This window comes from Acetobacter sp. KSO5, assembly GCF_044094635.1.
GTDB classification, from domain to species: domain Bacteria; phylum Pseudomonadota; class Alphaproteobacteria; order Acetobacterales; family Acetobacteraceae; genus Acetobacter; species Acetobacter cerevisiae.
The window spans coordinates 1,475,168-1,497,306 of the sequence record NZ_CP172014.1 but is presented as its reverse complement, the minus strand read 5'-3'; the positions used below and the strand labels follow the sequence as shown (position 1 = coordinate 1,497,306).

Below are 22,139 nucleotides of genomic sequence, written 5' to 3'. Positions count from 1 at the left end.
TTTTCAGTCCGCCACGGTTCTCATCTCTGCGAGAGCGGAGCAGCATTGCGTGAACTTAACGGCTGAGGCCGCGTTCTGTGCACTCTCCGCCCGACGAAGAAAAGGATGATATCATGGCTATCAAAAAACATGGCTTTGCCCACTGGGAAGGCACCATCAAAGAAGGGCGCGGCACTATTTCCACGGAAAGCCATGCCCTTGAAAACCAGCCTTACGGTTTTAATACGCGCTTTGAGGGTAAGCCGGGCACCAACCCGGAAGAGCTACTGGGTGCTGCGCACGCAGCCTGTTTTTCCATGGCGCTCTCCCTCATTCTGGGAGATGCCGGTCTGACAGCAAAATCTATCGACACCACCGCCGAAGTAAGCCTGAACAAGGCCGCTGATGGATTTGAGATTGATGCGGTAGCCCTCAAGCTGGAAGCCGAAGTGCCGGGCGCAACACCCGAACAGTTTCAGGAACTGGCGAACAAAGCCAAGACTGGCTGCCCGGTTTCCAAACTCTTCAAAGCCAACATTACGCTGGACGCCAAACTGGTTGGCTAAGCTTTAGCCAACCTGTCCGCGATGCCGCAAAAGATGGTCTGCCAACACGCAGGCCATCATGGCTTCCCCCACGGGTACGGCACGTATCCCAACGCACGGATCATGCCGCCCTTTGGTAATGACGTCTTTATTCTGACCATCACGCGTCACAGATGGCACCGGTGCGAGCATTGAACTGGTCGGCTTGACCGCAAACCGCGCTACAACCGGCTGACCACTGGAAATACCACCCAGAATGCCGCCAGCATGGTTCGCACCAAAAGCAATCTGGCCATCCTGCATGGACAGCGGGTCAGCATTCTCAAGGCCGGTCAAAGCGGCTGACGCAAACCCATCCCCAATTTCCACGCCTTTGACGGCATTAATGCTCATCAGCGCAGCAGCCAGGTCCGAATCCAGCTTGCCGTAAACCGGGGCGCCAAGACCGGGCGGAACGCCTTCAGCCACAACTTCAATCACCGCACCGATGGACAGCCCCGCCTTACGGATACCAGCCAGATACTCTTCCCATTCCGGCACGCAGGCTGCGTCCGGGCAGAAAAACGGATTACGGGTCACTTCATCCCAGTCCCAGCGGGAACGATCAATCTTGTGCGGACCAAGCTGCACCAGAGCACCGCGAATACGCACGCCCTGCCCCAGCACCTGCCGCGCCACAGCACCTGCCGCCACCCGGCACGCCGTCTCACGCGCGGAAGACCGTCCGCCACCACGATAGTCACGGATACCGTATTTCAGGTCATACGTCAGATCCGCATGCCCGGGGCGATAAGTCTGAGCAATATCGCCGTAGTCACGGGACCGCTGGTCCGTGTTTTCAATCAGCAGGGAAATGGGGGTACCTGTTGTCTGCCCTTCAAACACGCCGGAGAGGATGCGCACGGCATCCGGCTCCTTACGCTGGGTGGTAAAGGCAGACTGACCGGGCCGGCGCTGATCCAGAAACGGCTGAATATCAGCCTCTGTCAGAGGCAGGCGGGGCGGACAACCATCCACTACACAGCCAATGGCCGGTCCATGGCTTTCACCCCAGGTGGTGACGCGAAAAAGATGGCCAAAGCTGTTGTAGGACACAGTAAACCTCAGTCGCCTGCTACAGAGATATCCGGAGCCGTGGGGTTTTTCATGCCCACAATGTTATAGCCGCAATCCACGTGATGAATTTCACCCGTCACGCCGGAAGACAGGTCAGAGAGCATATAAAGCCCTGCCCCGCCCACTTCTTCCAGAGCCACGTTGCGTTCCAGCGGCGCATTATACTGGTTCCACTTCAGAATGTAGCGGAAATCGCCAATGCCGCTGGCAGCCAGCGTCTTGATGGGGCCGGCAGAAATACCGTTGACGCGAATACCATCACGTCCCAGATCGGCCGCCATGTAACGAACAGATGCTTCCAGAGCAGCCTTGGCAACACCCATCACATTGTAATGCGGCATTACGCGTTCGGCACCCAGATAAGTCAGGGTCAGCAGAGAGCCGCCATCCTTCATCAGAGCAGAGGCGCGCTGAGCGACTGCGGTAAAGGAGAAGCAGGAAATATCCATGGCCGTCAGGAAGGCCTCACGCGGGGTATCGACATACCGCCCACGCAGGAACTGCTTATCGGCCCAGCCAATAGCATGCACCACAAAGTCCAGCTTGCCCCACTTTTTCTCCAGCGTGGCAAACAGCTCATCCAGAGCAGCCTCATCCGTCACGTCACACGGCAGAACCAGAGAGGCCCCAATGCTTTCAGCCAGCGGCTTGACGCGCTTGCCCAGTGCTTCCCCCTGGTAGGTGAACGCCATCTCACCACCCTGAGCCGCAACCGCCTGTGCAATTCCCCAGGCAATGGAACGATCATTGGCAACACCCATTACCAGACCTTTTTTGCCCTGCATCAATGTTCCCTGGGCGGGCAATGTGGTGTTGTTGGAAGACATGCTGTGACCTCGACCTGTCTGTTGAGTGTGCTCTAAAAACTGTAGCGGTTGGTCGCATACCACAGCCTGCTAAACAAGACCAAAGCGCTTGCGTAACGCTTCAAACCATTCTTGCCTTTCGATACAAAGCGTGAAGAGCGGCTTTATTCGATGCTGAAAGAACAGGGTATGACTGAATCGACCTCCACTCCCTCCCCGGCCTCCTCGCCAGCGTTGATCGACCTTGCGGCCGATCCGTTCACTCTGTTTTCCGAATGGATGCAGGAGGCTGAAAAAACCGAACCCTCAGATCCAAACGCCATGGTCGTTGCCACCAGCACGCCGAATGGCCACCCTTCAGCCCGGATTGTGCTACTGAAGGGCATGGATCGTCGTGGGTTTGTTTTCTACACCAATCACGACAGCCGCAAGGGGAACGAACTGGCGGAAAATCCGCATGTCGCCTTGCTGTTTCACTGGAAGAGCCTGCGTCGGCAGATCCGGATTGAAGGCACGGTAACCCCGGTTACCGCGGAAGAAGCCGATGCCTATTTTGCGAGTCGGAGCCGTATCTCCCGCATGGGGGCTGTTGCGTCTGATCAGTCCCGCCCGCTGGCGGACCGCGCGATTTTTGAGCAGCGCCTGAAGGATGTGGAAGCCCGTTACGAGGGGCAGGATCTCATTCCGCGTCCGGAAAACTGGTCTGGCTACCGGGTGACACCGACCTGTTTTGAGTTCTGGCAGGAAAGACCCTACCGCCTGCATGATCGCGCAACATGGACGCGGGACGGAAACCACTGGAATGTCACGCGTTTATATCCATAACTCTTACGGAACAGGTCAACCGGTCGACCAGCCCGATTCTTATCAACGCGGAGAACAAGAACAATGAAAGACGTCCGTAAAATCCTGCTCCCCATGGTCAGCACCTCCAATGGGGAAGCCGCGCTGATTCGGGGCTACAATTTTGCCCGCCGCTTTGGCGCGCATCTGGCTGTGTTGCATGTCCGGCCGGACGGCCGGGACATTGCGCCGCTGGCCGGTGAAGGCCTGTCCGGCGCGATGGTGGAAGATCTGATGCGCACCGCCGAGCATGAAAGCTCACGTCATGCGCATGAAGTGCGAGCCCTTTTTGAACGCTTTGTGGCGGCGCACCCGGATATTGAAGTGATTTCTCCTCACTCGGTTTTCCCGTGGGACAAGCCGAGCATCAGCTTCAACATCATCAATGGTGCGGAAAGTGAGATTGTTCCCTCTCACGCCCGTCTGTCGGACTTCACACTGGTGCCGCATCCGGATTCAGGCGCGGAAGTCTCGTCTTCCGAAACGCTGCATGCGGTTCTGTTTGATAGTGGCCGCCCTGTTGTCATCGCGCCCCGCACGCCCCCCAAAGGCATGATTAAGCGCGTCTGCATTGGCTGGAACGGCACGGCTGAATCCTCTTCAGCCCTGCGTGGCGCTCTGGCATGGGCTCAGACGGCAGAAGCGGTGCGGGTTCTGCATTGTGAGGATTATCAGCGTCGCGGCCCCAAGGCGCGCGATGTGATCGACTATCTTTCTTTCCACGGTATTAAAGCCGACTCTGTTGATTTCCCGCCGGTAGACCGGGATGTCGGCAAGGGCCTGCTGGCCGCCTGCCACGATTTTGATGCGGATATGCTGGCCATGGGGGCTTATTCCCACTCCCGCCTGCGTCAGCTCATTCTGGGCGGCGTGACGCGTTATATTCTGGAACATGCCGATCTGACGGTGCTGATGAGCCGGTAAAATCGGCATTTCAGCAGGCTTCACAGCTATCAGTAGATAAAAAATATCCCCCGGACTGCATAAGAGTCCGGGGGATATTTTTATTCAGTGCTGCCATTTTATAGCAGCCAGCCCTCTTACAAAACGCCGACCGCAAACGGTCCTCAGGCTTTTTCCGGGTCAGGCAGCGTAAAGCACAGGCCGTCGCAGGCAGCCTCTACCCCATCCGGCAGATTGGCCTGCATCCACGCCCAGTCCATATCCGGCCCCAGATGGGTCAGAATCAGGCGGCGCGGCTGGATACGATCTTTCCATTCCAGCACCCGGTCCAGCCAGGCGTGGGCGCTATGCGGCTCCTTCTGGAAGCAATCGACAATCCACGTATCAACCCCGGCCAGCACCTCGAATGAGGCTTCAGGCAGTTCCACAACATCTGTGCTGTAAGCAAACTCCCCACAACGCAGACCCGATGACGGGATACGCCCGTGGCTCTGCTCAAACAGCGAGACCTTGTACCCCCCCATCACCACATCCCCATGCAACGGCACCGGATGTGCTTCAACCACGGCACGAAAGAAATGGGGCGGGGTCCAGGGCTGGAACACATAGTTAAAGCGCGTCTGGATTTCCTCCAGCACGGAGGGCGTGGCGTAAGCCGTAATCGGCTGCTTCACCACGCGGTTAATCCCCCGTACCTCATCTAACCCCGCAATATGGTCGGCATGAGCGTGGGTGTAGAAAATGGATTTGAAGGCGCTAATCCCGTGCGTCAGCAACTGGGCACGGATATCCGGCCCGGTATCCACCAGAATTCCTTCCCCGTCTTCCATCTGAATGAAAATAGAAGCGCGGGTACGGATATTCCGGGGTTCCTTCGGGTCACACTGTCCCCAGATGCCGTGGCCGTCTTCACCGCCAAGCATGGGCACACCGGCGGAGCCGCCGCACCCCAGAATTGTCACCTTCATACCGTCTGTCTTTCTGCTCAGACCGCCTTACGGAAGAGACGGAAAAAATTATCGGTCGTCATCTGTGTGAAATCAGCCAGATCCTGCCCACGCTCCTGCGCAAGGCAGGCTGCCGTATAGGCCACATAGGCCGGTTCATTCCGCTTTCCACGGCGCGGCACAGGAGCCAGATAGGGGGAGTCGGTTTCTACCAGAATACGGTCTGCCGGCAGGTCCCGCGCAACCTCGCGGTATTCACCGCATTTCGGAAAGGTCGCAATCCCGGAAAAGCTGACATAGCCGCCCAGCTCCACCACACACCGGGCCAGATCGACACTGGAGGCAAAGCAGTGCAGCAGGATGGGAAAGGCGCCTTTGGCTGATTCGTCCCGCAGAATCTGCGCCACATCCTCATCGGCCTGCCTGGCGTGGATAATAATGGGCACATTCAGCGCACGGGCGGCGCCAATATGCTGCCGGAAGCTCTCCTGCTGAAGCGGCCTGACTTCTTCCGCTCCGTGGAAATAATCCAGACCACTCTCGCCAATCCCAACGACATTCGGCGCATCTGCGATTGCGACAATCTCTTCCACGGATGGCACCGGCACTTCTTCAACATGGTCCGGATGCGTGCCAACCGTGCACCATACCCGCACATCCGGCGTATTGAACGTCGTCAAACGTTTCTGCTCATCGGCCCGAGCCAGACGGGTGCCGATGGTCACCATCCCGGCAACGCCAGCCTCTTTGGCCGCCGTCAGCAGAGCGGGCAGTTCTTCATCCGTGTAGTGATCCAGATGACAATGGGAGTCGATTAGTCCAGTCATACTCGTCTCATTCACGCAGGGTCAGCGGCTTCAACATAACGTGGGAAAATCCCCTGCGGCGCTGGCAGCTGACGGCCTCCCGGCAACGGCGTTTCCAGAGCAGCGAAGGTACGTTCCTCTTCCGTCACACCAAGCTGGGTCAGCATCCGGTCCATGCTTTGCGGCATGTAAGGCTGAAGCACGGTGGCAATTCCGCGCAGGGCATCCACCAGCACGCGCAGCACATCGCTCATCCGTTCCGGGTCGGTCTTCTTGAGCGCCCACGGGGCCTGATGGTCGATATAGGCATTACAGGCACGGATGACTTTCCACACATCTTCCAGCGCGTCCGTCAGGGCACACCGGTCCATCTGGCTGGCCATCAGTTCCGGCAGGACGGCCACGTGGTTCAGAAGCTGCGTGTCCTCTTCTGTAAGCGTGCGGCGTTCCGGCAGAACGCCCCCACAGTTGCGGGCCACCAGAGACAGCGTGCGCTGGGCCAGATTGCCCAGATCATTCGCCAGCTCGATATTATTCCGCATAATCAGAGACTTGCGAGAGAGATCGCTATCACCACCAAAGGGCACTTCCCGCAGCAGGAAGAAGCGCACGGCATCCAGCCCGAACTCTTTCACCAGATCACGCGGATCGACCACATTGCCCAGAGATTTGCTCATCTTCTGGCCTTCAACAGTCCACCAGCCGTTTGCAAAAATCTTCTTCGGCAGTTCAATCCCGGCAGCCATCAGGAAAGCTGGCCAGTAAATAGCATGGAAACGGGCGATATCTTTCCCCACCAGATGCTGGCTCGCAGGCCAGAAACGGGCTCGCGGCGCTGATGTATCAGGATAGTCCAGTGCGCTAAGATAGTTCGCCAGCGCGTCGAACCACACATACATCACATGCTTGTCGTCACCCGGCACCGGGATACCCCAGTTAAAGCTGGTGCGGCTGATAGACAGATCCCGCAGCCCCTGCTTCACAAAGCTGACGATTTCCCGCTTCATGCCATGCGGACCGAGGAAGTCCGGGTTTGCCTCATAATAGGCCAGCAGGCGGTCCTGAAAATCAGACAGGCGGAAGAAGTAAGACGGCTCCTTCACCCATTCGACAGGCGCACCGGTCGGGGCGACTTTCTGGCCATTCGGCCCGTCAATCAGCTCATCTTCGCCATAGAAGCATTCATCGCGCAGAGCATACCAGCCCTCATACGCCCCCAGATAAATGGCATCATTTTCCGCCACTTTCTGCCACAGCGCCTGCGCGCCTTTGATGTGGCGCGGCTCGGTGGTGCGGATATAGTCATCGTAGGAGATCGCCATGGCGTCGGCCATACTGCGGAAGTCATCAGACACCCGGTCGGCAAACGCCTTGGGCTCCACACCCGCCGCCTGCGCTGCCCGTTCCACTTTCTGGCCATGCTCATCGGTGCCGGTCAGAAAAAACACATCATCTCCGGCCAGACGATGGAAGCGTGCGAGCACATCCGCCGCAACGGAGGTGTAGGCATGGCCGATGTGCGGCGCGCCGTTCACATAATAAATCGGGGTCGTGACGTAGAAAGGGCGGGTCATGCAATGCTCGCAATAGTCATGGCTTCGAGAAGTGTTTCCTGTTTATCGAGATTAAAGCGTTCCGTCTCGCTTTGAAGACGCATGATCGCTTCCCATGCGTCTGCCAGCGCAACGCATGCGGCATTCCCCTGCCGGGCAGCCTGACGCGCACGCTCCTGAAGAAAATCTGATAACAGACTGAAAAATAAATTAAAACCGCCATCCTTACGGAGAACGATTTCGGCAATTTCATAGCCTCGGCTGGCCGAAATCCCATTCAGAGTTTCTTCTACCAGACTGGCAATCTGACCATGCTGGTCAGCCAGAAAGGCAGCAGCGCGTCCGGGTGCACCGTGGGCCGCCGCCTGCACGCGGCTGATTTCCTCAGCAGAGGCCTCGGGCTGGATCTCCCGCAACACGGCCATCATATCCATGCTGTCCAGCGGCTCCAGTTCCAGCCTGCGGCACCGGCTCCGGATGGTCGGCAGCAGACGCCCCGGTGCGGAGCATGTCAGCAGCAGCACAGCCGCTGGGGGCGGTTCTTCCAGAATTTTCAGCAGCGCGTTGGCGGCACTCCGGTTGAGCCATTCTGCGCCATCCACAATCACAACGCGCCAGCCCCCTTCAGCCGCCGTGCGGCGGAGAAAGGCATTGATAGGCCGAACCTCGTCCGCGACGATCTCACCGCGATAGCGCTGCTTTTTTTCATCAAAACTGCGACTAACAACCAGAAGGTCCGCATGCGTGGCAGCAGAAACCCGCCGCCCTGCCGGGCTTTCCGGTTCTTCTCCGCCCAGAATCATCCGGGCAAGACGGAAAGCAAAGGTCGCCTTGCCAATCCCCGGCGGGCCGGTAATCAGCCAGGCATGCGGCAGACGCCCGCTCTCAAAAATCTTGCGGAAAGCCTGCAAAGGCTCTGTATGCCCATGCAGATGCAAGGAAGCCTGACGCGGGTCACCCTGCACCGGCTCAAGCCTGCGCGATGTGAGAAAGAATATCTTTCACAATCAGACTGTTAATCTCTTCAGCTGAATGTGCATCCGTCTGCAGCCGGCGGATCCGCCCGGTATTCTGCCGGGCAATTTCCCGAAACCCGGCGCTGACCCGCGCATGAAACGCCTCGTCAGACTGCTCATACCGGTCCACCGGGGCACCACGTGCAGCCAGCCGCAACCGGGCTACGTCCCGCGGTGCTTCCAGAAGAAAGGTCACGTCCGGGTCACGCCCCAGCTGGCTTTGCAGGCGGGAGATCATATCAAGCACGTCCGGCTCGCCTTCCGCCCGCCCATAACCCTGATAGGCCATGGTGGAATCCGTAAACCGGTCACAGATCACAATCTGCCCTTCGGCCAGCGCCGGCGTGATCATCTGATCCAGATGGTCAGCACGGGCAGCAAAATGCGTCAGGATCTCGGCCCGCAGGGAAAGCGGATTTTTGCCAAACAGCAAAAGCTGCCGCAAATCTTCCGCCCCCGGAGATCCTCCCGGCTCCCTCGTAGTCAGAACATCATGCCCCAAAGAGGCAAGACCAGACTGAAGCAGGCGGAGCTGGGTTGATTTCCCCACCCCCTCGCTGCCTTCCAGTGTAACGAACAGACCCTTTGCCATGGCTCAGAGGTGCAGACGGCGCGCAGCACGCCCCAGAACACCAAGCGCCGGCACACTCTGCCCGGCCACCACCGGCACCAGCGCCTGCCGGCCACCCGGCAGCATCACGGTCAACTGCCCGATCGGCTGCCCCTGCTGAATGGGAGCCGCCAGTGGTCCCTGATAATCCAGAGACAGATGGGTCCCATTCCGCCAGCCGTGCGGCAGCATCATGGTGAAGTCCTGCGCGGCTACCAGCGGCACGGTCTGGCTTGTGCCCATCCAGACGGGCGCCTGTTCCAGAACATCGCCTTTGGACACGATGGTCGCAGATTCGAAATTCGCAAAGGCCCAGCCCATCAGGCGTTCACCCTCACGCGCACGGGCCCCATCCGTCGGCAGGCCGTTAATGGCCATGATAACCCGGCGGCCTTCACGCTCAGACGACGCACACAGGCCAAACCCACCAGCATCCGTGTGGCCGGTCTTCAGGCCGTCAGCCAGACCTTTAACAACCAGCGCGTTGCGGTTTGCCTGATGGATCTTGTTGAAGAAAAACTCTTTTTCCGAGAAATAATGGTAGTATTCCGGGAAATCATGGATCAGCCGCAGCGCCAGATAGGCGACATCGCGGGCGGTCATGTAGTGGTTTTCTGCAGGCCAGCCTGTGGCGTTCATGAAGTGGGAATTGGTTAGCCCCAGCTTGCCCGCCATGTCGTTCATCAGCGTGACAAACTGTTCTTCAGACCCGGAAATCCCTTCCGCCAGCACGATACAGGCATCGTTGCCGGACTGAATGACCATGCCCTGAATAAGGTCCTGCACCGGAATGCTCTGCCCCAACGGCACGAACATGCGGGAACCCTGCATTCGCCAGGCGCGTTCGCTCACCGGCAGTGCCTGATCCAGCCGCAGGCGGCCAGCCTTCAGCATGCTGAACGTGACATAAGCCGTCATCATCTTGGTCAGAGAAGACGGAGGCATGCGTTCGTCCGCTGCTTTTTCAAGCAGGGTTGCGCCACTCTTATAGTCAATAATACACGCCCAGCGCGCCAGTGTATCCAGCGGGCCGACAGGCGTGGTCGCAGGTGTTTGCGCTACTCCATCAGGCTGAGGCGCCGCAGCGGCAGGAGCAGCCGCATGCGGGTGCGCTCCCTTTGGCTTACGGGCAAAAGCAGTCAGAGAATAACTACCTGAGAGGAGGGCTGCGCCCCCTGCGAGAAGAAACCGTCGAGTTTGCACGTTCTTTCCTATTCGACGACGATATGAGATCCGGTCAAGCCATCAGCGAGTGCACGCTTCAAGGCCGCATCCGCGTCGCTTATAGTCGTAAAAGGTCCTTGTCGGACAGCCCACATCTTGCCTTGTGGTGTGAAAGAAGGCCAGACCGAGCCTCCATCCTGCGCGGCCAGCCTTGCTGCTGCCCCACGCGCTGTAAAATCTGCCGTCTCAACCCAAAGCTGAGTCGGAACGGCTTGCCCCTGCCGCCACTGGACCGGAAGCGCCGGCAACTGGACAGCTGTCTGAGCCGTAGCCTGCCCTGCGGAGGCTGTCTGCTGTTCCGGCTGAGGGGATACGCCTGTATTTTGAAGGATAGCACCCGAACCACCAAGGTCCGTCTGTCTTACAGCTTCCCGCGGAGCGGCGTTAATCTGCAACATCGGGCCACCGGGCAGCACTTCCGCCAGCTGACGACTGGCCGCTTCATCCTCCACAATCCTGATACGAGCAGGCTCCGCGCCCACCCCAAGCAGATCCGCCGCTTTGGGTGACAGCCCCAGAACGCGCCCGGCTTCCGCCGGACCGCGATCATTCACGCGGATGGTAATTTCCCGCCCATTGTCCAGATTGATCACCGTCACGACCGCAGGCAGCTGCAAGGTCGGATGGCTTCCTGTCATGGAAAGCGGATTCCGCACTTCTCCGTCTGTGGTCAGTGGCTGAGCAGACGCTGGCTGACGAACAGCCAGCCCCATAGCCTGATAGGAAAAATCCTCTCTCGGATACAGCCATGCCGCTCCAGCTTGCCAGGCGGGACCAACCACATAATGCACATCACGCTTTACCGCTGGCGGCTGCGGTCTGGAACAGGCCGCCACACCAACGCAACAGAAAAGAACGGCTTTTTTCACGCCACGGCACTACCCAGAAGACCAACACCAAGAGCATAAAAATCAGACGGGTTATACCGCCGGATGACATTGAAATTGTGGTACACCATATAGGCTTCACCCCCAACGCCATCAGGCCGGATAATGGCGCCGCTCAGCCCCATATGGGTAAAGTCACCGCCCGCTTGCGGCCGCACACCCTGCGTTGCCCAGTAGGAAACCGGACGCACGATTGTCCGCCCGATCTGCCCCTGATCAATGGAATCCGGCACATCGACAGCCTCGCCCCACGGCTGACCGGCAATCCAGTGGCATTTGGCCAGATAGTTGGCAATAGAGGCAAACACATCGCCTTCATTGGTCCAGATATCGCGCCGGCCACCGGCGGGGAAACTGGCCGCATACTGCTCATACGCACTGGGCATGAACTGCGGCTGCCCCATAGCCCCGGCGTAGCTCCCCAGCATGCCCGCAGGCGTAATATCGCCCTGCCCCAGAATAGTCAGCGCCTTGAACAGTTCCGTGCGGAAAAAGGCGGCCCGGCGTCCGTCATATGCCAGAGTCGCAAGCGCATCGACCACATGGAACGTGCCCATTTTGGTGCCGTAAGCAGATTCGAGCCCCCAGATGCCGGCAATCACACCGCGATCCACGCCATAAAGCTGGCTCACCTTACCCAGCAGCGCCTCGCGCTTGTTAACAGCCACCTGCCCGTCTGAAATCTTTTTATCGGTAATCACCCGCGCCTTGTATTGCGCCCATGTCAGGGTGAATTCCGGCTGATGCCGGTCTGCCTTCAAAACCTTCGCGTTGGGTTCGGACGTTAACGCCAGCGCGTCGTCCACCACAGAAGCGGACAGGCCTTTGCTAATGGCTTCCCGCCGCACACCGGCAAGAAACGCGGCATAGCTCCCCTGCTCAGCGGCAGAAGATGAGGCGTGCGTCACTTTGCTTTTTGCAAAAGCCGGGGTCGCCACAGCGGCGGACACAGCCCCGCCCACAAGAAATCGTCTTCTCAGCATTCCGTATCAGCCCTGTTGTTACACGCATAAACCAGCGGGACAGGACGTCACTTTATCCTCCCACATCTTGTCTGTCTCTCAGATACACCCATACGGCATGTTTCGCACTCCGTGCGCCTTTGTATCTGCTGTATTGCTTGACATTCGGGCGTGTGGAGACTCCTTCTCTCCCCGCATCCTGTGACACTCCCGCACTCCGACCTGTGGACCCTTTTTCTGTATGCCCGGATCTCTGGACCATTTTCTTGAACTGACAACAACACAGCCGCTTTTTCAGGTTCTCATTGTCATCATCGCTACTTTTATTCTTGAAGATGCTGCCACAGTTCTTACCGCCATACAGGTCAAGCTCCATACACTGGCGCCGGGCACAGCTTTAATCGCGCTTTATGTCGGAATTGTTGCAGGAGATGTCGGACTATACGGGCTGGGCTATCTGGCCGCGCGCTGGCCCCCTGCCCGCAGATGGATTGAAACCCCGGAGCGGGACGTGCAGCGGCAGTGGCTGACCCAAAAACTGTTCAAGGTGGTGTTTATCAGTCGCTTTGTGCCGGGCACCCGTCTGCCGCTCTATACGGCCTGCGGGTTTTTCAATGCAGGTCTGCGCACCTTCACTCTGGCCACCATTCTCGCCACCATGATCTGGACATCTGCCCTTTTTGCGCTATCGCTGCGCATCGGTGGGTTTCTGCTGGCCCATCTCGGAACCTGGCGCTGGGTCGGTATCTTCGGCTTTGTGCTGGTCATTATCATTATGGGTCGCATTGCCGCCCGCATTCAGAAGCAGGGAAAATGACCCAGCTGTCCACATCGTCTCAGCCTCATCAGGCTTCCACTCCATCAGGACAGGCCCGGAGCAAACCCAGCTCTCCGCTGTCCAGCTTTGAGTTCTGGCCGGGCTGGGCGTTCTATACGCCCGTTGTCATTTACTGGATCCTGCTGGGTATCCGTTACGGAGACTTCAGCACCCCGACGGCCGCCAATCCGCGGATTGAAACCGGCGGCCTGTGCGGTGAGAGCAAAAGCGGCATTCTGGATATGGCGGGTAGCGTTGCCTCCCGCTGGATTGCGCCCTACACCACACTCATCACAGGCACGGATGATACAAAGCGTGCACTGGCAGCCTTAGAAGACAAAGGGCTGAGTGTTCCTGTTGTGGTTAAACCCGACGTTGGCTGTAACGGTACCGGCGTTAAACTGGCCCGCACGGAAGCGGAACTGACGGCGGCTCTGGCGGCCTTCCCACGCCGTATCAAACTCGTCCTCCAGCGTCTTATTCCCTACAAGCATGAAGCTGGCCTGTTCTATATCCGCCACCCGGACAGCCCGCGCGGTGAGATTTCCTCTCTCACCTACAAAGATATTCCCGTGCTGGTCGGAGATGGCCGTTCCACGGTGCTGGACCTGCTCAAGCAGGACCCGCGCACCAGCCTGTTGCTGCATATCTACACCCCTCGCCTGCAAGCGCGCCTGAATGACGTGCTGGCGCAAGGGGAAACGCTCGACCTCGTTTTTGCCGGCAACCACTGCAAAGGCGCCATTTTCCATAATGGTGCTGCGGATATCACCCCGGCTCTGGTCAATCGACTGGATGAGATCATGCAGGACATTCCCGATTTCCATTTTGGCCGGGTAGATGTGAAATTCGAGTCCGTTGAGGCGCTCAAACAGGGCGAAAAATTCGAGATTATCGAGATCAACGGTGTCGGCTCGGAAGCAACCCATATCTGGGATTCCAGCACGACCCTGCGGGAAGCCTATGCGGCCCAGTTCCACCATTACCGGGAAACATTTCGCATTGGGGCCAAGAAGAAAAAGGAAGGCTGGAAATCCAGCGGCCTGTGGCACGGTGTCCGCCTGTGGCGGCGGCAGAAGCGCCTGCTGGCTTCCTACCCCATGAACGACTAAGAGGCTGCCTTAAGCAGCCTCTCGACACCTTCAATCGGCCAGTTCCCGCCCTAGCCGGGAATGTTTACGACCATAAAACCGGTAACTGGCCCAGCCGATCCCACAATAAACCGCCAGCAGAGTGGCGGGCACCGGGTCCCCGGAAAACAGCGCAAAAATCATGTCGACAAACAGGGGCGCTGCCATGATCAGGCAGAACAGGATGCCCAGTAGCGGGGCGTACCCAATCCAGATCCCTTTCACTGTAAAGCCGCCTCCCGGCACACTGAACGTGCGCGGGAAGTCCGGGGCCGTATTGCGGATCCAGATGACCGTAAAGCAAACAATCCCAAAGGCTGTGGCTGTGCCCAGACTGACAAGATCGCCAATGATATCAATCGGCAGCGTCGCGGTCGCAATAGCCACCACCACACCCAGCAGAATGGTACCGATCCACGGCGTGCAGTACCGCGGGTGCAGCTTGCAGAAAAGCGGCATCAGTAAGCCGTCTTCTGCCATGGCAAAAAAGATGCGGCTCTGCGCATACAGCAGCCCGAACAGCACGGAGCACAGGCCAATCACCGCGCCGATTTTTACAAAAAACGCCAGCCATGGCTGATGCATGGCATTCACTGCCACCGCCAGCGGGTCCGCTACGTCGAGCAGCTTCCAGGGCACGACCCCAATCAGCACAGCCGCCACAATCATGTAGACTGCGGTGCAGATCAGCAGCGAGAGGATAATCCCGACCGGAATATCCCGCCGGGGGTTCCGCGCTTCGGAGGATGCCGTTGAAACCGCCTCAAACCCCACATAGGCAAAGAAAATAATGGACGCGGCCCGGAAGATCCCCGGAATGCCGTATCGGAAGCCACCTTCATGCGGCGGGATAAAGGGTGTCCAGTAAGCAGGGTGAATTTGCCAGAGGCCAACCCCCACAAAGACCGCCAGCACCCCAACCTTCAGGAAGACAATGGCTGTATTGATCCGCAGGGATTCCTTAACCCCCAGAATCAGCAGGCCAGTCACCACAAGAATGGAAAAGGCTCCCACCAGATCCAGCTGACCGCCGCCGGAAATATGCCGACCGGCACTATCAAAGATGACCTGTAAGGTCGTGGTGGTGAGAGCATGCGGGATCTGGATACCAAAATCCTGAAGCAGACTGACAGCATAGCCGGAAAAGCCTGCCGCAACGCCAGCGCAGGAAATACCGTATTCCAGCAGCAGCAGCCACCCGACACCCCATGCGCAGGCCTCGCCCATGGACACGTAAGCATAGGTGTAAGCTGAGCCTGAAACCGGCATGGCCGATGCCAGCTCACCGTAAGACAGGGCGGTAAACAGACACGCCAGCCCTGCCACAATAAAGGAGAGCAGAATGGAAGGCCCGGCATAGTTGGCAGCCGCCGTACCGGTCATGACATAAATGCCAGCCCCGATGGTCGAACCAACCCCGAGCATGGTGAGCTGCACAGGTCCCAGCGTTCTCTTCAGCCGTTGAGCACCGTTTTCCTGCTCAATTCTCTCAAGTGATTTGCGACGAGACCGCCCTGTATCCGGGCAGGATGAAAACCCCATGAGAGCCTGTGTAACCTCCAACCAAAAACCGGGCCTGATCATCCAGCCCGGCTTGCCACTACAGTATTATCCTACGCCCGGCACAGCGTAGGTTATTCGTTCACGAAGAGAAATGAAAAATCACGGTCGCAATCGCGCCAGCCGCCATACAATAATAGGCAAATGGGGACAGCGCCCACCGATCATGGTCACGGAAATACCGCATCAGGAAAGCCGTGCTGGCCAGCGCAGTGATGCCGGACACGACAGCGGCGATCATCGCCAGATGCATCTGGGCCGGATCAAACGGCTCGGAGCGCAGCTTGAAAGCCTCACGCACCGTCGCAGCGATAATGACGGGCTCTGCCATCAGAAAAGAAAAGCGGGCTGCTGTATCATGCCGCAGGCCACGCAGCAGGCCACCGCAGATTGTCGCCCCTGAGCGGGAGAAACCGGGGAAGAATGCAATACACTGGAACAGGCCAATAATCACCGCATCTTTATAGGTCATATCCGCCACGGTGCGCACGTCTGTCCGTCCGGAAATACCGCGCAGTCTTTCCGCCAGAAGCAGCATGAAACCGTTCAGGAACAGGAAAATTGCGGCGGCAGAGGCGGAGCCGAACAGGCTGCGCAACATATGCTCAAACAGGCCGCCGATAATCACTGCCGGAATGGTCGCAACCACCAGAAGACTCAGGATATGCAGGCTCTGCATTTGCAAACTTTGCCCCGCCTGCCCCAGCGCCCCTTTGACCAGAGCAGCCCAGTCTTTCCAGAAAAAGATCAGCAATGCGACGGAGGTACCGAGATGCAGCATGACCAGAAATGGCAGGAATGCCGGAGCATGCTGGTCAAAAGACCAGTGCAGCAGCGCAGGCAGAATGACGGCATGCCCCAGACTACTGACTGGAAAAAGCTCCGTCGCCCCTTGCAGGAGCGCTATGATCATCGCCTGAATGAAAGACATCCGTAACAAACCCTGATTTGGCCGCATCAAAGAAGGAAGGTTGTCCTTGCACCATGTGCGTACGTGCTGCAAGCATTGATGGGCTCAGGCGCACCACGCCACGGCAGGACAAATGGAGAGATTACACTCATGATTGGACGTGGCCGCGCAGGCGCGAGCATTTTTAGCGGCGCAGTATTGGCTGGCACTCTGGCGTTTGCGCTCTATGCCCGCGCCACCCAGACAGCACCGGGGCAGGATCGGTATGACCTCTCCGCCCGCTTTGTCTCCGCCAACGGCCTGAACCGTGGTGCGGATGTGGCTCTCGCCGGTGTAAATGTTGGCCGCGTTTCTTCCGTCGCGCTGGACCCGGTCTCCCAGATGGCCATTGTGCGCTTCCGCCTGAATTCGGAACTGAAGCTGCCGGAAGACAGCACGCTGACAATCGGGAGCAGCACGCTCTCATCCGACAACGCTCTGATTATCGAACCGGGCAAATCTCACACCCCCGTCGCCCCCGGCACCATGATGACCCACACGATCGAGCCATCCAGCCTGGAGCAGCAGGTCAGCAATTATATCTTCGGCGGTGGAAATCTGGGCCAGTAAGACGAGGCTGCACATTTTTTGTAACAAATTCAGACTTCACGTCTTGACGGCCTCCCCCTCACGATAGTAGATCACCTCCACCGAACGATGGCGGCGTAGCTCAGCGGTAGAGCAGGGGAATCATAATCCCTTGGTCGGCGGTTCAAATCCGTCCGCCGCTACCATCTTTCCTTAAAAATCAGGCGTTTAGGCGCAGTAAGTTTTAGACTTACCCGCGATATGCCGGACTGATTTTAAAGGGTTCGGTCTTTTCTTTTTTAAAAATAGCTGAGCTGGCAACCACTGCACATTGCGCGCAGTCACCGCCGTAATGCTGTTTCCACGCCGCAAAAACAGCATGGAACACATCACGCCCTGCCCTTCAGCCCATCATCAAAGCGGGCTGAAGCACATGGTCTTTTTTCTCAGTGCTCAGAAAATTCCGGCTGAGGCTCGGCTTCGCCGTGTGGCGGCTGAGCGTCATCACCATCCTGACGGCTGTCGTTAGTCTCGTCGCCTGCATTCATCTGCGGGCGGCTCTGACGCGCTGCCTGACGTTCCGCACGCTCCTGCTGGCTCTGCTGAGCAGCCTGCGCCATAGCGTTCATGATACGGAAATAATGTTCGGCATGCTGAAAATAGGCTTCAGCCGCAACACGGTCACCCGCGCCTGTCGCGTCGCGACCATGCTGAAGATATTTTTCAAAAAGCTGCTGGGCTGTCCCACGCACACGGACATCCGGTCCATGGCTATCAAAAACATGGTTCCGGTTCATCGGGATCTGACCATTCAGATGCCGGGAAGTACCACCACTCCCACCGCTGGAGCGATGATTTCTGGTTCGCATCCGTTTTACATTCATGAGCTATCGCAGCACTTTCCTGTTCATGGCGTTCTGCATGAAGAAACAGTCCAAGACTATTGTGTTAAGACGCGTTTCCTGACTGAAGGCCGAATTGTCTTTCGGAACGGGCTTAGTCCAGCGCAGAGAAAACCGCTGCTGAGTAAAAAAGCCCCATGGCTTGTCCGGGTAGCGGCTAAAAGAAGACCATCGCTACCAAAAGGATAAGCTTTCGGCATATTATCAATCAGCAGCCATAAAGCCAACCTGTTTTTTATGCACTCATTTCACGACAGACCCGCAAAACTGCGGCTCTGGGCACATCTCCAAAGTCGGAACGGATTTCCAGCACCTCAAGCCCTGCCTCAGCCGCCACAGCCCGCAGGTCCTCCCCCTGCCCGATCCCGATTTCAAAAATCGCTACCCCATCCTGCGCCAGCACATGCGGCATACGGGCACAGAGCACCCGATAGGCTGCCATTCCATCATCTCCGCCATCCAGCGCGGCCAGAGGCTCATGCAGCCGCACTTCCGGCATCAGTTCCGCCAGATCAGCTGTAGGGATATAGGGCGGGTTGCTCAGCACCACGTCAAAGCGCTGCCCCTGCAGGGCATTGTCCCATACCCCGGCCATGAAGAGCGCCCTGTCCGCCAGACCGCAGCGCCGGGCATTCTCCTGCGCCAGCACAGCAGCATCCGGGTTGATATCAACCCCAATGCCCCAGGAGTGGGGATATTCCGCCAGTGCGGCCAGCAACAGGCAACCGGTTCCCGTTCCCAGATCCAGCATGGCTTTCGGGCTTTGTGTCTCAGGGCAATAGTCCAGCAGGCAGGACAGCAGCGTTTCACTATCGCCACGCGGCACCAGAGTGGCGGGGGAAACCGCCAGATCCAGCGTCCAGAAGCCTTTGCTACCGGTAATGAAGGCCATAGGCTCCCGCGCCGCCCGTCGTGCCAGATACACAAGAAAAGGCTGTTCCGGCACCAGATCACGCGGGGAACGAGAAAGCATTTGTTCCGGCGTGAGTCCCAGAGCATAGGTCAGCAACAGTCGGGCTTCACGCCGGGGCGACTCAATTCCGGCTTCGGCCAGCTGCTGCGTGCCCAGAGCGAGCAGTTGCTCCAGAGTCTGGCCGGTCTGGTTGTTTTCTGCTCTAGTCACAAGAGTACTTTCCTGTCAGCGGTTCGGGTTCCATGACGCGTTTTTTCAGCATTCTCCCCATCTCCCGCACGGCCTTAACGGTTTGTGCCGCTCTTGTCACAGCGCCACTTGCCGCAGCCCCTGCGCTGGCTGGCGAATTTACCGTGACGGACGGCAAGGCCAGTGCTGAAATCTCGGAAGTCTCCCGCATTTATATTGATGGCACACTCGCGGCCACCATCCGGCTAAATGACCAGACCCCGGAAAAAACCATTCGGGTGACAACTCCCGCAGGCCGCCTTGAGCACACCTATACCCTGTGTGGAGAGATTACGATCCGCACGCCGGAAGGCCGTGTGGAAACACATGAGGTGAATAGCGACGGCACGCTGCATAACCCCGACCATCATCATTTCTATGCTTTGGGGTCCGACAATTTTACCGAGTTTTTCCTGCAGGACCCGGATGATCTGGACGCAGCGGAACATCACCCCGGCCAGTCCAACGTCTGCGCAACCCCGGTCAGTTGAAAGACCGGGGGCCTTACAAGCCTTCGGCCGCCAGCAGAGCCGCCTGCTCTTCCTGCGTCAGCGCATCCACAAAGTCATCAATCTCACCCAGCATGATGCGATCAATCTTGTAGAGGGTGAGGTTCACGCGATGGTCCGTCACCCGCCCCTGCGGGAAATTGTAAGTGCGAATACGCTCGGACCGATCACCCGTACCAACCTGAGAACGCCTGTCTGCTGCTCGGGATTCATGCGCCTGCGCACGCTCCCGCTCATACAGCCGCGCCCGCAGGATCTTCATGGCCTTAGCCTTGTTCTTATGCTGGCTTTTTTCTTCCTGCATGGCCACCACAATGCCGCTGGGCATATGAGTGATGCGCACCGCACTTTCCGTTTTGTTCACATGCTGCCCACCAGCACCGGAGGCGCGATAGACATCGATGCGCAAATCGGTTTCATCAATGGTCACATCCACTTCTTCCGCTTCCGGCAGCACAGCCACCGTCACGGTTGAGGTATGGATACGACCCTGACTTTCCGTAGCGGGCACACGCTGCACCCGATGCACGCCGGATTCATATTTCAGGCGAGCGAACACGCCTTTGCCGGTAATTTCTGCAATGCCGCAGCGCAGGCCGCCAAGCTCGCTTTCATCATAATCCATGACGGAAAAGCGCCAGCCCCGAAGGTCCGCATAACGGCGATAGAGATCGAACAGTTCTGAGGCAAACAAAGCGGCCTCATCACCCCCCGCCGCAGGACGGACTTCCAGAATGGCGCTGCGCTCATCCGCCGCATCACGCGGCAGCATGGCCAGACGGACATCCTGCCGCAGTTGCGGGAGTGTTTCATGCAGTTCGGAGAGCTCGGCTTCAGCCAGTTCCTTCATTTCAGGATCAGCCAGCAGGGCTTCCGCCTGACGGGCTTCCTGCTCCGCCGCCCGCAGGGCATTAATGCGGGAGACGACGGGTTCTATTTCCCCGTACTCCCGTGAGGCCTGTGTAAAGGCCTCACCGCTCACACCGCTTGCCAGCAGGGCTTCAAGCTCCAGCGCCCGGCCAACAATTCTGTCCAGCCGTTCGTCTAAAGTCATTGCGCGGCAGACTCACCTGCTTTGGCAAACACGCTGGCAGCGTTGGAGAACAGCGTATCGCGCGAGACTTCTGCTTCTTCGCCCGTTTCCATGTTTTTCACACGGAAGCTGCCTCGCGCCAGTTCATCGTCGCCCAGGAACAGCACGTGGCTGGCATTCTGTTTGCCGGCCCGCTCCATGCGCTTACGCAGGGAGCCACGATAGCCGATTTCTACCCGGACGCCCTGCTGACGCAGCGTTTGCAGGATGCTCAGCAGAGCCCCTTCATCCGGCGATCCAACCGGTACAATCACCACAGAACGCGGTGCAGCAGGCGCTTCCTCAAGCAGCATGGCAAGGCGCTCCACCCCGGCAGCCCACCCGATAGACGGCACTTCCGGGCCACCCATCTGCTGCACAAGCCCGTCATAACGCCCACCAGCCAGCACCGTGCCCTGAGAGCCAAGGCGGCGCGTGACGAACTCAAACGTCGTGTGGTTGTAGTAATCCAGCCCGCGCACAATGCTCGGGTTGACCTTGTAGGCGATCCCGAACCCGTCCAACGTACGCCGGAGACCGTCCCAGAACGCGCGCGCTTCCGGTGTCAGGAATTCTTCCATCATCGGCGCATCGGCTACCAGAACGCGATCCCCGGCGTCCTTGCTGTCCAGAATACGCAGCGGGTTCTTTTCCAGACGGTTCAGGCTGTCTTCGGAAAGCTTGTCTTTATGGCCGGAGAAATACGCCACCAGCGCCGCCCGCCAGGCGTCACGGCTGGCTGTATCACCTAGTGTGTTCAGTTCCAGCGTCACGTCATCCGCAACGCCAAGTGCTGTCAGGAGCTGATGCGCCAGAGCAATGGCTTCTGCATCAGCCAGCGGCTCCGCTGCGCCGAGAAGCTCCGCACCAATCTGGTGGAACTGGCGATACCGGCCTTTCTGCGGGCGCTCATACCGGAACATCGGGCCGGCATAAAAAACCTTCTGCGGCAAAGACTGGGTCAGGCCATTGGTTACCAGCGCACGGCAGATTGCTGCTGTCCCTTCCGGCCGCAGGGTCAGGCTTTCCCCGTCGCGGTCATTAAAGGAATACATTTCCTTGGAAACCACGTCCGACGTATCGCCCAGAGAGCGGGAGAACACGCGGGTTTCTTCAAAGATCGGGGTCGCCCATTCATCAAACCCGTAAAGGCCAGCAATATGGCGGGCGACAGACACCACATGGGCGTGTCGGCGCTGCTGCTCCCCAATAAGGTCGTGCGTTCCTCTAACGGGCTGAATGCTGCTCACGAATGACTCCCGACCTGACATCCGCACGGTTCAGACCGCCGGATATCGTGTCCTGATCTGTAATAAAAAAGGAAAAATCTCTCG

23 protein-coding genes and 1 tRNA gene are annotated in these 22,139 nt (G+C 58.3%); 8 read left to right on the top strand and 16 right to left on the bottom strand.

Annotation, left to right across the window (positions count from 1 at the left end; translation table 11 throughout):
• Nucleotides 1-113 precede the first annotated feature (113 nt).
• On the top strand, nucleotides 114-545 hold the full coding sequence (locus ACHQGU_RS06805) for an OsmC family protein (protein ID WP_062140453.1): 432 nt from the start codon (nucleotides 114-116) through the stop codon (nucleotides 543-545).
• A 3-nt stretch (nucleotides 546-548) separates the two neighbouring features.
• Here ACHQGU_RS06805 and aroC read toward each other — a convergent pair whose 3' ends face one another.
• Nucleotides 549-1,619: a chorismate synthase gene (gene aroC, locus ACHQGU_RS06800; protein WP_062272784.1), complete on the bottom strand. Its 1,071-nt coding sequence runs from the start codon at nucleotides 1,617-1,619 to the stop codon at nucleotides 549-551.
• An 8-nt stretch (nucleotides 1,620-1,627) separates the two neighbouring features.
• Nucleotides 1,628-2,467, bottom strand: coding sequence for an enoyl-ACP reductase FabI (fabI, locus tag ACHQGU_RS06795; protein WP_061509200.1), 840 nt, complete (start codon nucleotides 2,465-2,467; stop codon nucleotides 1,628-1,630).
• A gap of 168 nt (nucleotides 2,468-2,635) precedes the next feature.
• On the opposite strand from fabI, the gene pdxH reads away from it, so the two are divergent.
• Together pdxH and ACHQGU_RS06785 are read left to right on the top strand one after the other, a co-directional pair.
• Complete coding sequence (gene pdxH, locus ACHQGU_RS06790) at nucleotides 2,636-3,271, top strand: pyridoxamine 5'-phosphate oxidase (protein ID WP_062140451.1); 636 nt, start codon at nucleotides 2,636-2,638, stop codon at nucleotides 3,269-3,271.
• A 63-nt stretch (nucleotides 3,272-3,334) separates the two neighbouring features.
• Nucleotides 3,335-4,213: a universal stress protein gene (locus ACHQGU_RS06785; RefSeq protein WP_062140187.1), complete on the top strand. Its 879-nt coding sequence runs from the start codon at nucleotides 3,335-3,337 to the stop codon at nucleotides 4,211-4,213.
• A gap of 143 nt (nucleotides 4,214-4,356) precedes the next feature.
• Here the strand turns inward: ACHQGU_RS06785 and ACHQGU_RS06780 are convergent, their stop codons facing one another.
• From ACHQGU_RS06780 to ACHQGU_RS06745, 8 genes are read right to left on the bottom strand one after another with little or no spacing between them, the layout of a single operon-like run.
• The gene (locus tag ACHQGU_RS06780; protein WP_253553446.1) at nucleotides 4,357-5,160 is read right to left on the bottom strand and encodes an MBL fold metallo-hydrolase; all 804 of its coding nucleotides are present in this window, start codon (nucleotides 5,158-5,160) and stop codon (nucleotides 4,357-4,359) included.
• Between the two features lie 17 nt (nucleotides 5,161-5,177).
• Nucleotides 5,178-5,966: a TatD family hydrolase gene (locus tag ACHQGU_RS06775; protein WP_395496273.1), complete on the bottom strand. Its 789-nt coding sequence runs from the start codon at nucleotides 5,964-5,966 to the stop codon at nucleotides 5,178-5,180.
• An 11-nt stretch (nucleotides 5,967-5,977) separates the two neighbouring features.
• Entirely contained in the window at nucleotides 5,978-7,519 is a 1,542-nt protein-coding gene (gene metG, locus ACHQGU_RS06770) for a methionine--tRNA ligase (RefSeq protein WP_395496272.1), read from the bottom strand.
• Nucleotides 7,516-8,463, bottom strand: a complete 948-nt coding sequence (locus ACHQGU_RS06765; protein WP_395496271.1) for a DNA polymerase III subunit delta' — start codon at nucleotides 8,461-8,463, stop codon at nucleotides 7,516-7,518. The genes metG and ACHQGU_RS06765 overlap by 4 nt, the downstream gene beginning before the upstream one ends.
• Before the next feature lie 4 nt (nucleotides 8,464-8,467).
• The gene (gene tmk, locus ACHQGU_RS06760) at nucleotides 8,468-9,106 is read right to left on the bottom strand and encodes a dTMP kinase (protein WP_395496270.1); all 639 of its coding nucleotides are present in this window, start codon (nucleotides 9,104-9,106) and stop codon (nucleotides 8,468-8,470) included.
• Nucleotides 9,107-9,109: 3 nt separating this feature from the next.
• Entirely contained in the window at nucleotides 9,110-10,327 is a 1,218-nt protein-coding gene (locus ACHQGU_RS06755; protein ID WP_062272773.1) for a D-alanyl-D-alanine carboxypeptidase family protein, read from the bottom strand.
• 8 nt (nucleotides 10,328-10,335) lie between these two features.
• Nucleotides 10,336-11,217 carry a septal ring lytic transglycosylase RlpA family protein gene (locus tag ACHQGU_RS06750; RefSeq protein WP_395496269.1) on the bottom strand — a complete coding sequence of 294 codons (882 nt, stop codon included), beginning with the start codon at nucleotides 11,215-11,217 and terminating at the stop codon, nucleotides 10,336-10,338.
• Nucleotides 11,214-12,218 carry a lytic transglycosylase domain-containing protein gene (locus tag ACHQGU_RS06745; RefSeq protein ID WP_395496268.1) on the bottom strand — a complete coding sequence of 335 codons (1,005 nt, stop codon included), beginning with the start codon at nucleotides 12,216-12,218 and terminating at the stop codon, nucleotides 11,214-11,216. The genes ACHQGU_RS06750 and ACHQGU_RS06745 overlap by 4 nt, the downstream gene beginning before the upstream one ends.
• 220 nt (nucleotides 12,219-12,438) lie before the next feature.
• Here ACHQGU_RS06745 and ACHQGU_RS06740 point away from each other — a divergent pair, with 220 nt between their 5' ends.
• Together ACHQGU_RS06740 and ACHQGU_RS06735 are read left to right on the top strand one after the other, a co-directional pair.
• Nucleotides 12,439-13,014 carry a DedA family protein gene (locus ACHQGU_RS06740; protein WP_062140169.1) on the top strand — a complete coding sequence of 192 codons (576 nt, stop codon included), beginning with the start codon at nucleotides 12,439-12,441 and terminating at the stop codon, nucleotides 13,012-13,014.
• Complete coding sequence (locus ACHQGU_RS06735) at nucleotides 13,011-14,126, top strand: D-alanine--D-alanine ligase (protein WP_395496267.1); 1,116 nt, start codon at nucleotides 13,011-13,013, stop codon at nucleotides 14,124-14,126. The genes ACHQGU_RS06740 and ACHQGU_RS06735 overlap by 4 nt, the downstream gene beginning before the upstream one ends.
• Nucleotides 14,127-14,156: 30 nt before the next feature.
• On the opposite strand, the gene ACHQGU_RS06730 is transcribed toward ACHQGU_RS06735, so the two are convergent.
• Together ACHQGU_RS06730 and ACHQGU_RS06725 are read right to left on the bottom strand one after the other, a co-directional pair.
• Nucleotides 14,157-15,686, bottom strand: coding sequence for an amino acid permease (locus tag ACHQGU_RS06730; RefSeq protein WP_062140165.1), 1,530 nt, complete (start codon nucleotides 15,684-15,686; stop codon nucleotides 14,157-14,159).
• A gap of 100 nt (nucleotides 15,687-15,786) precedes the next feature.
• Nucleotides 15,787-16,635 carry an undecaprenyl-diphosphate phosphatase gene (locus tag ACHQGU_RS06725; RefSeq protein ID WP_062140163.1) on the bottom strand — a complete coding sequence of 283 codons (849 nt, stop codon included), beginning with the start codon at nucleotides 16,633-16,635 and terminating at the stop codon, nucleotides 15,787-15,789.
• A 129-nt stretch (nucleotides 16,636-16,764) separates the two neighbouring features.
• Here ACHQGU_RS06725 and ACHQGU_RS06720 point away from each other — a divergent pair, with 129 nt between their 5' ends.
• Both ACHQGU_RS06720 and ACHQGU_RS06715 read left to right on the top strand, forming a co-directional pair.
• On the top strand, nucleotides 16,765-17,223 hold the full coding sequence (locus ACHQGU_RS06720; RefSeq protein WP_395496266.1) for an MlaD family protein: 459 nt from the start codon (nucleotides 16,765-16,767) through the stop codon (nucleotides 17,221-17,223).
• 89 nt (nucleotides 17,224-17,312) lie between these two features.
• Nucleotides 17,313-17,387, top strand: a tRNA-Met gene (locus tag ACHQGU_RS06715).
• Between the two features lie 240 nt (nucleotides 17,388-17,627).
• Here the strand turns inward: ACHQGU_RS06715 and ACHQGU_RS06710 are convergent.
• Together ACHQGU_RS06710 and prmC are read right to left on the bottom strand one after the other, a co-directional pair.
• Nucleotides 17,628-18,065 (bottom strand): DUF4167 domain-containing protein, encoded by a 438-nt coding sequence (locus ACHQGU_RS06710; RefSeq protein WP_215753651.1) that lies wholly within the window; start codon nucleotides 18,063-18,065, stop codon nucleotides 17,628-17,630.
• A 253-nt stretch (nucleotides 18,066-18,318) separates the two neighbouring features.
• Nucleotides 18,319-19,206: a peptide chain release factor N(5)-glutamine methyltransferase gene (gene prmC / locus ACHQGU_RS06705; RefSeq protein WP_395496265.1), complete on the bottom strand. Its 888-nt coding sequence runs from the start codon at nucleotides 19,204-19,206 to the stop codon at nucleotides 18,319-18,321.
• A gap of 32 nt (nucleotides 19,207-19,238) precedes the next feature.
• Here prmC and ACHQGU_RS06700 point away from each other — a divergent pair, with 32 nt between their 5' ends.
• Nucleotides 19,239-19,715, top strand: coding sequence for a hypothetical protein (locus ACHQGU_RS06700; protein ID WP_395496264.1), 477 nt, complete (start codon nucleotides 19,239-19,241; stop codon nucleotides 19,713-19,715).
• Nucleotides 19,716-19,728: 13 nt separating this feature from the next.
• Here ACHQGU_RS06700 and prfA read toward each other — a convergent pair whose 3' ends face one another.
• Together prfA and hisS are read right to left on the bottom strand one after the other, a co-directional pair.
• Nucleotides 19,729-20,787: a peptide chain release factor 1 gene (gene prfA, locus ACHQGU_RS06695; protein ID WP_061504849.1), complete on the bottom strand. Its 1,059-nt coding sequence runs from the start codon at nucleotides 20,785-20,787 to the stop codon at nucleotides 19,729-19,731.
• Entirely contained in the window at nucleotides 20,784-22,055 is a 1,272-nt protein-coding gene (gene hisS / locus ACHQGU_RS06690) for a histidine--tRNA ligase (protein ID WP_281701293.1), read from the bottom strand. The genes prfA and hisS overlap by 4 nt, the downstream gene beginning before the upstream one ends.
• Nucleotides 22,056-22,139 lie beyond the last annotated feature (84 nt).

Excerpts from the sequence above, each read along its gene's own strand:
- ACHQGU_RS06805 (WP_062140453.1), top strand. The coding sequence starts at position 114 with ATGGCTATCAAAAAACATGGCTTTGCCCACTGGGAAGGCACCATCAAA.
- fabI (WP_061509200.1), bottom strand. The coding sequence starts at position 2,467 with ATGTCTTCCAACAACACCACATTGCCCGCCCAGGGAACATTGATGCAG.
- pdxH (WP_062140451.1), top strand. The coding sequence starts at position 2,636 with ATGACTGAATCGACCTCCACTCCCTCCCCGGCCTCCTCGCCAGCGTTG.
- ACHQGU_RS06785 (WP_062140187.1), top strand. The coding sequence starts at position 3,335 with ATGAAAGACGTCCGTAAAATCCTGCTCCCCATGGTCAGCACCTCCAAT.
- ACHQGU_RS06780 (WP_253553446.1), bottom strand. The coding sequence starts at position 5,160 with ATGAAGGTGACAATTCTGGGGTGCGGCGGCTCCGCCGGTGTGCCCATG.
- ACHQGU_RS06775 (WP_395496273.1), bottom strand. The coding sequence starts at position 5,966 with ATGACTGGACTAATCGACTCCCATTGTCATCTGGATCACTACACGGAT.
- metG (WP_395496272.1), bottom strand. The coding sequence starts at position 7,519 with ATGACCCGCCCTTTCTACGTCACGACCCCGATTTATTATGTGAACGGC.
- tmk (WP_395496270.1), bottom strand. The coding sequence starts at position 9,106 with ATGGCAAAGGGTCTGTTCGTTACACTGGAAGGCAGCGAGGGGGTGGGG.
- ACHQGU_RS06745 (WP_395496268.1), bottom strand. The coding sequence starts at position 12,218 with ATGCTGAGAAGACGATTTCTTGTGGGCGGGGCTGTGTCCGCCGCTGTG.
- ACHQGU_RS06740 (WP_062140169.1), top strand. The coding sequence starts at position 12,439 with ATGCCCGGATCTCTGGACCATTTTCTTGAACTGACAACAACACAGCCG.
- ACHQGU_RS06735 (WP_395496267.1), top strand. The coding sequence starts at position 13,011 with ATGACCCAGCTGTCCACATCGTCTCAGCCTCATCAGGCTTCCACTCCA.
- ACHQGU_RS06730 (WP_062140165.1), bottom strand. The coding sequence starts at position 15,686 with ATGGGGTTTTCATCCTGCCCGGATACAGGGCGGTCTCGTCGCAAATCA.
- ACHQGU_RS06725 (WP_062140163.1), bottom strand. The coding sequence starts at position 16,635 with ATGTCTTTCATTCAGGCGATGATCATAGCGCTCCTGCAAGGGGCGACG.
- ACHQGU_RS06720 (WP_395496266.1), top strand. The coding sequence starts at position 16,765 with ATGATTGGACGTGGCCGCGCAGGCGCGAGCATTTTTAGCGGCGCAGTA.
- ACHQGU_RS06710 (WP_215753651.1), bottom strand. The coding sequence starts at position 18,065 with ATGAATGTAAAACGGATGCGAACCAGAAATCATCGCTCCAGCGGTGGG.
- ACHQGU_RS06700 (WP_395496264.1), top strand. The coding sequence starts at position 19,239 with ATGACGCGTTTTTTCAGCATTCTCCCCATCTCCCGCACGGCCTTAACG.
- prfA (WP_061504849.1), bottom strand. The coding sequence starts at position 20,787 with ATGACTTTAGACGAACGGCTGGACAGAATTGTTGGCCGGGCGCTGGAG.